This is a genomic window from Bacillus hominis, assembly GCF_018332515.1.
Classification (GTDB): domain Bacteria; phylum Bacillota; class Bacilli; order Bacillales; family Bacillaceae_G; genus Bacillus_A; species Bacillus_A hominis.
Map to the genome: position 1 here is coordinate 1 of NZ_BOQD01000127.1, position 10754 is coordinate 10754.

Consider the following 10754-nt stretch of genomic DNA (forward strand, 5'->3'; position numbering starts at 1 on the left):
TTACAAAACAGATAAGTAATAGTGTTTGGTATTATGTAAATTATTGTAATAACATAAGAGTAAAGATAACATTTACATTAATTATTAGTTCATCAATTATTGAAAAAGAGCAAAATGCACCTTTTGTATAGGAAAAGGATTATATGCATTGGGAGGTTTAAACAAATGACGAGGAAGAATACAACGACAAACCCTTGGGCCAAGTTCCATGGTCCGAACCTTGGTTATGTTATTGAACAGTATGATCTTTACGTAACTGGAGCAGGTTCTGTTGATCCGGAATTACAAGAGCTTTTTGAAATTTTTGGAGCTCCTTCGTTTCAAGATGATGTCGTAACAGGGGACAACACAGCAACACATTTTTCTCCTCAAAACACAGGGAACATTGAAAAAATTCTTAAAGTCGTTCAACTTGTTGAGCAGATTCGTTCTTTCGGGCATACTTTGGCTCACATTAATCCGATGGAAGATGCTGCAAATGGACAATCTCTTATCGAGAAAACAATGAGCGAACTGAGCGATGCTGATTTGAAAGCGATTCCAGCTAAAACAGTATGGCAAGATGCACCAGAGGGTATTCACACTGCACTTGATGTAATTCATAGATTAAAAGACGTTTATACAAAATCTTTAGCTTATGAATTCTCACATATACAAGATAGTGAAGAACGCGCGTGGTTGCATCAAATGGTGGAATCAAATTCATTGCGTCAACCATTATCAAATAAAAAACGAACTGCTCTTTTAAAACGTTTAACGGCTGTTGAAGGTTTCGAGCAATTCTTGCATAAAACATTCGTTGGGCAAAAGCGTTTCTCAATAGAGGGCGTTGATATGCTTGTACCTGTTCTAGATGAAATTGTTCTAGAAGGTGCCAAGGGCGGCGTAGAAGATGTCATGATTGGTATGGCTCACCGCGGTCGTCTAAGCGTACTTGCACACGTACTAGAAAAACCATATAGTCACATGTTTGCTGAGTTCAAACATGCAAAAATAGAAGGTGCAGTAGCAAATGCTGGCTGGACTGGCGACGTGAAATACCATTTAGGTAGAGAACAAGTCGTTGGTAATGAAGAAGTTAGCACTCGTGTTACATTAGCAAATAATCCGAGTCATCTTGAGTTCGTTAACCCTGTTGTTGAAGGTTTCGCACGTGCAGCTCAAGAGAATCGTAAAAAATCTGGTCTTCCAGAACAAGATACTTCAAAATCATTCGTAATTTTAGTTCATGGTGATGCTGCATTCCCTGGTCAAGGTGTTGTATCTGAAACATTGAACTTAAGTAGATTGAATGCATACCAAACTGGTGGAACGATCCATGTTATCGCAAATAATGCAGTCGGCTTTACGACTGATAGCTATGATTCTCGTTCTACTAAATATTCAAGCGACCTTGCAAAAGGTTTCGATATTCCGATTGTTCACGTGAATGCTGATGATCCGGAAGCTTGTCTTGCTGCTGCAAACCTTGCGATCCAATATCGTACGCTGTTCAAAAAGGACTTCTTAATCGATTTAATCGGTTACCGCCGATATGGTCATAACGAAATGGATGATCCAGCAGTTACGCAACCACAAGTGTACAAAAAAATTAAAAATCACCCAACTGTAAGAGCAATTTATGCAGATCAATTACAATCTGCTGGCGTTCTGAATGCAGATGAGGTTGAAACAATTACTCAGTTTATACAAGAGGAATTAAAGGCTGAATACGCACAAGTGCCACCAGCTGATACGAGTGCTGCAACAATTCATGTTAAAGTTCCAGAGGTTGTTGCAAGAGGAATCCAGCCGATTGACACTGGTATTTCAATTGACTCACTTCGTGCAATTAATGAAGGTCTATTATCTTGGCCTGAAGGCTTTAACGTATATCCAAAAGTGAAGAAAATTCTTGAACGCCGTAAAGATGCTCTTGAAGAAAACGGTAAAATTGAATGGGCACTTGCTGAATCGTTAGCATTCGCTTCTATCTTACAAGAAGGCACGCCAATTCGTTTAACTGGTCAAGATTCACAGCGTGGTACATTTGCGCATCGTCATATCGTATTACACGATACTGATACAAACGAAACATATTCACCATTACATCGCTTACCGAACATTAACGCTTCATTCTCTGTTCATAACAGTCCGTTATCAGAAGCTGCTGTTGTTGGTTATGAATATGGTTATAACGTATTTGCTCCAGAAACTCTTGTTATGTGGGAAGCTCAATACGGTGACTTCTCAAATACTGCGCAAGCATTATTTGATCAATATGTTTCAGCAGGAAGAGCAAAATGGGGTCAAAAATCAGGTCTAGTTCTTCTATTACCACACGGTTATGAAGGTCAAGGACCAGAGCATTCTAGTGCACGTCCAGAGCGTTTCTTACAATTAGCTGCTGAGAACAACTGGACAGTTGCAAACTTAACGAGCGCGGCACAATACTTCCATATCTTGCGCCGTCAAGCATCTATCTTAGGAACAGAGGCTGTTCGACCATTAGTAATTATGACGCCGAAAAGCTTATTACGTCACCCACTTACACTTTCTACAGGTAGTGAGTTAAGTGAAGGACGTTTCCAACCTGCTTTAGAACAAGGCAACCTTGGTGCGAAACCAAACAAAGTAAAACGCCTTGTTTTAAGTACAGGTAAAATGGCAATTGACTTAGCAGCAGAAATCGAAAGTGGTAAGCATGAGTACAACTTAGATGAAGTTCATATGGTTCGTATCGAGCAGTTGTACCCATTCCCTGCTGAAAAAGTTCAATCTATTATTAAACGCTTTAAAAACTTAGAAGAAATCATTTGGGTTCAAGAAGAACCTCGTAATATGGGCGCATGGCATTACATGGCTCCAATTCTGTTTGAACTAGCTGCGGATAAAGTGAAAACAGGTTACATTGGACGCCCGGATCGTTCTAGCCCATCTGGTGGCGATCCATTCGCTCACAAAGCTGAGCAAGAATTAATCGTTGCACACGCTTTAGATGTGAACTACAACTTCCGTCAAGATAAACAAGAAATTGAAGTTTATAGCAACTAAAAGTAACAATGAGTTTTTCAGGCCCGGCTGTGGTAGATAGTCTGCCATAGCTGGGCTAACAAATGGAGATTACCGAAGATTAAAGAAGACAAAACACACCGTTAGGCAAATAAGGGGAGGACATTTAAAATGATCGAAATTAAAGTACCTGAGCTTGCAGAATCTATTTCAGAAGGAACTATTTCACAATGGCTTATCAACGTAGGCGACAAAGTTGAGAAAGGTGGCAGCGTTGTTGAGCTTGAGACTGACAAAGTCAATGTAGAAATCATTGCAGAAGATTCAGGTATTGTATCGAAGTTACTAGGCGAACCTGGAGATACAGTTGAAGTTGGCGCTACTATCGCAATTTTAGATGCAAACGGCGCAGCAGTTGCAGTAAGTACACCTGCTCCAGCTAATGAGCAACCAAAACAAGAAACTACTGAGGCACCGAAAGCAGAAGCTCCAAGTGCTGAACAAAATAAAGCGTTGCAAGGTTTGCCAAATACAAATCGTCCTATCGCATCACCAGCTGCTCGCAAAATGGCTCGTGAATTAGGAATCGACTTAAACGACGTACGTAGCACAGATCCACTTGGACGTGTGAGACCACATGATGTACAAGCTCACGCTGCAGCTCCAAAAGAAGCACCAGCTGCTCCAAAACAAAGTCCGGCTCCAGTTGCAAAAACTGAATTCGAAAAACCAGTTGAGCGTGTGAAAATGTCCCGCCGCCGTCAAACAATTGCAAAACGTCTTGTAGAAGTTCAACAAACATCTGCAATGTTAACTACATTTAACGAAGTTGATATGAGTGCAATCATGGAATTACGTAAAGAACGCAAAGATGCTTTCGAGAAAAAACATGATGTACGTCTTGGCTTTATGTCATTCTTCACAAAAGCAGTTGTTGCAGCATTAAAACAATTCCCATTATTAAATGCTGAAATTCAAGGCGATGAGCTTATCATTAAAAAATTCTATGATATCGGTATTGCAGTAGCAGCTCCAGATGGATTAGTTGTTCCAGTTGTACGCGACGCTAACCAATTGAACTTCGCTGAAATTGAAAGCGAGATTCGTAATTTAGGTCTGAAAGCACGCGATAATAAACTTTCATTAAAAGAGCTACAAGGTGGTACATTTACAATTACAAACGGTGGCGTGTTCGGTTCTCTAATGTCGACACCAATCCTAAATAGTCCACAAGTAGGTATTCTAGGGATGCATAAAATCCAAGTACGTCCAGTTGCAATTGATGCAGAGCGTATGGAAAACCGTCCAATGATGTACCTTGCACTATCTTACGATCACCGTATTGTTGATGGTAAAGAAGCGGTTAGCTTCCTTGTTGCTGTTAAAGATATGCTTGAAGATCCAAAATCATTATTATTAGAAGGTTGATAGATTATTAATCTATCACAGGCTGTAGAATGAATCATTCTACAGCCTTTTTTATTGCGTTCATACGGGACAAATTACACTACATAGACTAATAATGTATGCCTACAACGTAAGGAGGATTAAAATGAATAACCTTCCAGTTCATGCAAAACTTAAAGCAAATAAGGATACTTTCTTCCTCCCCGATTCAAACGGGGGTGTTTACTTTCGAAATAACTCCAGTTCATTCCGTATGGATGGTGATGGAATTTATGACTGGATTGAGAAATTAATGCCTATGTTTAACGGTAATCATTCTTTGACAGAAATAACCGATGGTCTCCCTCTTCCCTATCAAAATCGAGTATTTGAAATTGGAGAGATTTTATATGAAAATGGTTTCGTTCGTGATGTAAGCCAAGATGCTCCCCACGAATTAAACAGTGCATTACTCGACAGATACGCTTCGCAAATTGAGTTTTTAGAAGCTGATTCCCATTCAGGCGCTTTAAAATTCGAAATGTACCGCGCAGCAAATGTGCTTATAATTGGTTCTGGCGATATGCTTACTTCCCTAGTTTCTTCTTTATTAGAATCTGGTTTACCTACATTTCATTATCTTGTTACAGATCGTGCTGAAACAAACTACGATCGAATTCATGAACTAAGTGAACGTGCATATGCAAATGATGACAATGTACTTATTCAAGAAATAGATATTACAATTGATCGCCCTTTGCATGAAGTATTCGAGCCTTTCGACTGGATTTTATACGTTTCCCAAAATGGAGATATTGAAAGTTTAAGAGCAATCCATACTATTTGTAGAGATGAGGGGAAAAATTTCATACCAGCTATTTGCTTATCAAGAATTGGTTTAGCTGGACCGGTCGTAACCGCAGACCGTGAAGAATGCTGGGAATCAGCTTGGCATCGTCTACACGAAACTACTTTACAAAGTGAAAATCCACCTGAACCTTTCTCACCAATTACATCTGCAATGTTAGCAAATATTATCGTTTTTGAGTTATTTAAACATGTCGCTGAAGGTTCACACAGGCAGCATAATCCTCAATTCTTTTTATTAAACTTGGAAACACTTGAAGGAAAGTGGCATCCTTTTATAAAACATCTTCTCGCAACCGATGAAATTTTTACAATTGATACGGTGCAAAATCTTCAAGAAAACCTTGCCCATCGTTCCGGACAACATACTTCAACTGAACTTTTTCGTTTTTTTGATACGTTAACTTCTAAAGAAGCTGGCATATTCCACATGTGGGATGAACAAGATTTACACCAATTGCCTTTATCACAGTGCTATATTCAAGTTGCAAATCCATTATCAGATGGACCTACCTCTCCCCTTCCTACTATAACTTGCGGTGGATTAACTCATAATGAAGCACGCCGCGAAGCTGGTTTAACAGGAGTTGAAACATATGTAGCTGAAATGATTCATCGTCTTATCCCCGAACATACTGATATCGGTATTGGTGCTGGGGAAACGATGACAGAAGGTGTATACCGGGCACTACAAAAACATTTAAATAATAAGTTATGTGAACGCCAATCACATATGCTAGAAGAGATTACAGAGCTTGATTTAACCGAAATTCATGATAAACATTGTAGGTTTTACTACGATGCTCTCTCTACAATTCATGAAATACCTAAAGTAGGAATGAGTGAGGAGTTACTTGGTTTTCCTGTCGTTTGGATCGGTATAAATGATAGATGGTATGGTGCGGCCAATATTAATATAACATTGGCGTTAAGAAATGCTCTGCAACAAGCACTCCTTCATATTCAAAATGAAGAGATTCCTTACAAAGCTAATATGTTACCAGAATCATCCATTGTTTTATATAGTACGGATTCTGTTAGAGTAGCAATACAAGAAGAGGAAGAAGTTCCAGGCGTACAGTCTTTACAAGTTGCTTTGCAAAATTTAGCGGAAAACAACTTGTATCCGTTCGTTTTTGATTTAGCTATTGAGTCATTTTTAAGAGACAACTTAGACGGTGTATATGGGGTATTAATTGCAAAGGAGGATGACCAATGACTCAAAACATACTACTTATAGGAGATGGCCTACTCACAGACTATGTACATGAGCAATTGTGTAAGCAATATTCACTCATCCGCCAGCATACACTTACAGAAGCTCTCCCAGAAAACATTCATCTTGCTCTCGTCTTACATGACGGGTCTCCTTCTTCTATACATCATGATGCTGAGCTTATCTTTCGCTCAAATAATATTCCGTGGCTTCGCGCGTTTACTTCGTTTGGTGAAGGTATTATCGGTCCTTACGTGAAGCCTCTTACAACTGGATGTTCCCACTGCGCTGATGGACGACGGTTTATAGCTGGCTTTGATCAAAAAGAAATGTGGGAACTACAACGGAAATATGCGTTAAAAGCAGATAACGTGACGAGGCGTGATGTACGCGCCACCCAAAATGGAATGTTACAAATGTGCCAGCTCATTCATGCTGAAACGGAGAAGATATTAACTAACAAACATTCTTCTATAGACAATGAACTCATTTTACTGGACTTACAAACATTACAATGTACCCGGCATTCTTTTCTTCCAGACCCTCTCTGTCCAGTATGCAGCAATTTATCTGACGATACAGCAGATGCAGCGCAAATTTCTTTACAACCAAGTTTGAAAACGAGTCCTGAAACGTATCGCTGTCGTTCCATTCATGAGTTAAACACATTTTTAACGAGAGACTATTTAGATTACCGGACTGGTATTTTAAACGGCCAAATGCAACATTCTTTATTACCGTTTGCTGATGTTATTATAAACATGCCATTACTGTTCGGAAATGAAGGTGTTGCGGGCCGAACTCATTCATTCGCACTTAGTGAAGCAACCGCTATTTTAGAAGGATTAGAGCGATATTGTGGTATGTCGCCTCGCGGGAAAAAGCCAAATATGCATGGTAGTTTTCATGAACTAGAGCATATTGCACTAAATCCCCTCACACTCGGCGTACATACAAATGAACATTACAATCGTGATAGTTTTCCATTTAAGCCGTTTGATCCTGATTATGAGCAAAACTGGGTATGGGGATACTCTTTATCACAAAGCCAGCCACTTTTAGTTCCAGAATCAATCGCTTATTATAGCCTTGGTCAAAGAGATGCTTTCGTATATGAAACATCAAATGGATGTGCACTTGGTGGTAGCTTAGAAGAGGCAATTTTTCACGGCATTTTAGAAATTGTAGAGCGTGACGCCTTTTTGCTCACTTGGTATGCCGAATTACCTCTTCCCCGCCTCGATCTTAGTTCAGCAGAGGATACGGAATTACAATTAATGATCCAGCGGTTACACACGATTACCGGGTATGAATTACATGCTTTTAACGCAACGATGGAACATGGCATCCCGAGCCTATGGGTCATTGCAAAAAATACGCGTGAAAATGGAATGAACGTTGCTTGTGCAGGAGGCTCTCATTTAGACCCAATCCGAGCTCTAAAGAGTGCAATTCACGAAATAGCAGGCATGTTACTTATAACAGACGATGAGCTCAAGCAAAAAAGAGAGTATTATGAAAACTGCTTACAAGATCCTTACCTCGTTAATAAAATGGAAGATCATAGTATGCTGTACGGATTGAAAGAAGCGGAAGAACGTCTTCACTTCCTTTTACGTGAAGATGCTCCGGTGCAAACGTTCCAAGAAATGAAGGCATTACAATCATTTGATATGGATTTAACATCTGATCTTCATCAACTTTTAAACCGATTACATCAATCTGGACTTGAAGTAATTGTTGTAGATCAAACGGTCCCTCTTATAGAAAAGAACGGCTTACATTGTGTAAAAGTAATAATTCCAGGCATGTTACCGATGACGTTCGGTCACCATCTCACTCGGGTTACAGGACTGGATAGAGTGTATACCGTACCGATGACACTTGGATATAGGGCTGAGCCTTTAACGAATGAAAGTTTAAATCCACATCCGCATCCGTTTCCATAATTCATAGCGAGGGGGAAATTTGATGCAACTGGACACTTTTTTACATCATCTCCATTTTTCTATTAATGAAATTATGTCGTCCGATAAAGAGATTGATTGGGAAGACGCACCACTTCCTTATAAATTATATCGAAATTTACCAGTCATCCCTCTCTCTTTAGAAATCCCATTAACTTTGCGGAATTCTTCTACTAAACCTAACTTAGAGGAACTCGGTCATTATCTTTGGTACTCATTTGGTTTAACACAATTATGTCAACCTACTACTAACCTAGAAAATAATAAAACAACGACTCTATTTCGAAGATTCATCCCTTCTGGGGGTGCTTTATATCCAAATGAATTATATATGTATTTAAAAATTGATCATTATCCAGACGGTATTTACCATTACGATGCCGCGCATCACCGTCTTATCTTACTTCGCGAAGGAAATTTTGATTCTTATCTTACAGAAGCACTCGGCAATCGTTGCAACATACATTCTTGTTTTGGTGCTGCATTTGTATCAACTATGTTTTGGAAAAACTTCTTTAAATACAATAACTTTTCGTATCGTCTGCAAGGATTAGATAGTGGCGTTCTCATCGGTCAATTGCTCGAATGCGCAAAACAATTCGGTTATACAAATGGTGTATATTTTCAGTTTCTAGACCGAGCAATGAATCATTTACTTGGACTGTCAGAAGGTGAAGAAAGTGTGTATGCTGTTATTCCTTTAAGTACAGAACCGAATACAGATTGGTTTCATGGCAATCATCGTGAAAATAAAACCGTTACTTCTCATGACTTGTTGCAGCAAATCCCGCCGTTAACACATGAGCATTTCGTTCGCTCAAAACATGTAGATGAATATCCGATGATAACAAAAATAAACGCGGCATCTATGATTGAATCAACAGAACACTTCCAAACATTTACCTGTGAAGAACGACAACAATATAGTCCACATGCTGTACAGCTACCTAAAGTGGAACGTTTATCATATGATTTCTTACAACTTTGTAAAAAACGATATTCACCTGATGCTGACTTCATTTTAACGAAATGGGATGCAGCCGAGCTCGCTACTCTACTCCAAGAAGCGAGCCTCTCCTTCCCTTATTACAACGACCTTGATGGCAAATATTTAAATGAAAACGCACGCGTCTCACTATATGGATGTTTTTATAACGTAAAAGACATAGAAAACGGCGCTTACGCTTATAACAGTAGGATACATTCCATACAGCCACTTCGGCACGGAGACCTTCGTTATTCTCTGCAATCCAGTATGACGATGGATAACGTAAATCTTTTTCAAGCACCACTTTGTCTACATGTAATCGGAAATAAAGGTTACTATAAAAATAAATTAGGCTATAGAGGATACCGAATTCACCAAATGGAAGCTGGTATACTCGTTCATAAACTCGTTCTAGCTGCGACCGCTATGGGAATGGGTGGTCATCCTTTACTTAGTTTTGATACAACTTTATGTGATCAGTTGTACGGGATAGATACTGGAAATGAAACTTCACTCATTCAAATTCCTGTCGGGGCGTATAGGGCGCGAAATTGGCTAAAAGGGTCCTTGCATAATTAGAAGCATGCCGATTAATGGCGTGCTTTTTTTAAAGGAGTTAGATTATTAAAAGCGAAATAAATACATATTCTTATATAAAAGGAGAGTTTGAATTGAGTATTTTACAAAGATTAATCGAGCAAGCGAAAAATCCTCGTGGAACAATTGGTTCCTCTATGCTTTACATTATGAATGCTGCGCATACGAGACTAACAAATTGGGCTTTACAAAAAATACATATACGTGAAGATGCAGTTATTTTAGATATCGGTTGCGGAGGTGGGAAAACAATACATAGCCTTTCAAGACTAACTCCCCACGGAAAAATATACGGCATTGACTATTCAGAACAGGCTGTTGAAAACTCAAAGAAAACCAATACGAAGGATGTAGAAACAGAAAAAGTAATCATTCATCAGGCAAGCGTGTCCTCTATCCCATACACTACAAACTTCTTCAATCTCATTACTGCCTTTCAAACTCATTACTTTTGGCCTGATGTTGAACACGATATGAAAGAAGTGTTTCGCATCTTAAAACCGAACGGATCCTTTTTACTAGTCGCTGAAACTTTCAAAATTCAATATCATATGAATAAATTTAAGACGACCGAAGAATTAGTAAACCTTTTTTATAAGACGGGATTTACAAGCGTGCAATGTTACGAAGAAAGAGGGTGCCTTTGCGTAATAGGAAATAAGTAAAAAAAGCAGACCCTTCAGGGCCTGCTTTTTTTACTAGATTAATTTAAAAATACTCTTAATTTGTCTTGCAAATAACC

General features: G+C 39.0%; 6 protein-coding genes. All 6 read left to right on the forward strand.

Annotation, left to right across the window (positions count from 1 at the left end; all coding sequences use genetic code 11):
- Positions 1–165 precede the first annotated feature (165 nt).
- On the forward strand, positions 166–3033 hold the full coding sequence (gene odhA / locus KI356_RS14095; protein ID WP_128282203.1) for a 2-oxoglutarate dehydrogenase E1 component: 2868 nt from the start codon (positions 166–168) through the stop codon (positions 3031–3033).
- Positions 3034–3162: 129 nt separating this feature from the next.
- Positions 3163–4419, forward strand: a complete 1257-nt coding sequence (gene odhB, locus KI356_RS14100; protein WP_128282202.1) for a 2-oxoglutarate dehydrogenase complex dihydrolipoyllysine-residue succinyltransferase — start codon at positions 3163–3165, stop codon at positions 4417–4419.
- A 124-nt stretch (positions 4420–4543) separates the two neighbouring features.
- On the forward strand, positions 4544–6463 hold the full coding sequence (locus tag KI356_RS14105) for a putative thiazole-containing bacteriocin maturation protein (RefSeq protein ID WP_212935705.1): 1920 nt from the start codon (positions 4544–4546) through the stop codon (positions 6461–6463).
- Positions 6460–8409: a TOMM precursor leader peptide-binding protein gene (locus KI356_RS14110; RefSeq protein ID WP_128282200.1), complete on the forward strand. Its 1950-nt coding sequence runs from the start codon at positions 6460–6462 to the stop codon at positions 8407–8409. Before KI356_RS14105 ends, KI356_RS14110 begins: the two co-directional genes overlap by 4 nt.
- A 22-nt stretch (positions 8410–8431) precedes the next feature.
- Complete coding sequence (locus KI356_RS14115) at positions 8432–9994, forward strand: SagB family peptide dehydrogenase (RefSeq protein ID WP_212935706.1); 1563 nt, start codon at positions 8432–8434, stop codon at positions 9992–9994.
- Between the two features lie 92 nt (positions 9995–10086).
- Entirely contained in the window at positions 10087–10677 is a 591-nt protein-coding gene (locus tag KI356_RS14120; RefSeq protein ID WP_212935707.1) for a class I SAM-dependent methyltransferase, read from the forward strand.
- Positions 10678–10754 lie beyond the last annotated feature (77 nt).

Coding starts and splice junctions, on each gene's coding strand:
- odhA (WP_128282203.1), top strand. CDS start 166: ATGACGAGGAAGAATACAACGACAAACCCTTGGGCCAAGTTCCATGGT.
- odhB (WP_128282202.1), top strand. CDS start 3,163: ATGATCGAAATTAAAGTACCTGAGCTTGCAGAATCTATTTCAGAAGGA.
- KI356_RS14105 (WP_212935705.1), top strand. CDS start 4,544: ATGAATAACCTTCCAGTTCATGCAAAACTTAAAGCAAATAAGGATACT.
- KI356_RS14110 (WP_128282200.1), top strand. CDS start 6,460: ATGACTCAAAACATACTACTTATAGGAGATGGCCTACTCACAGACTAT.
- KI356_RS14115 (WP_212935706.1), top strand. CDS start 8,432: ATGCAACTGGACACTTTTTTACATCATCTCCATTTTTCTATTAATGAA.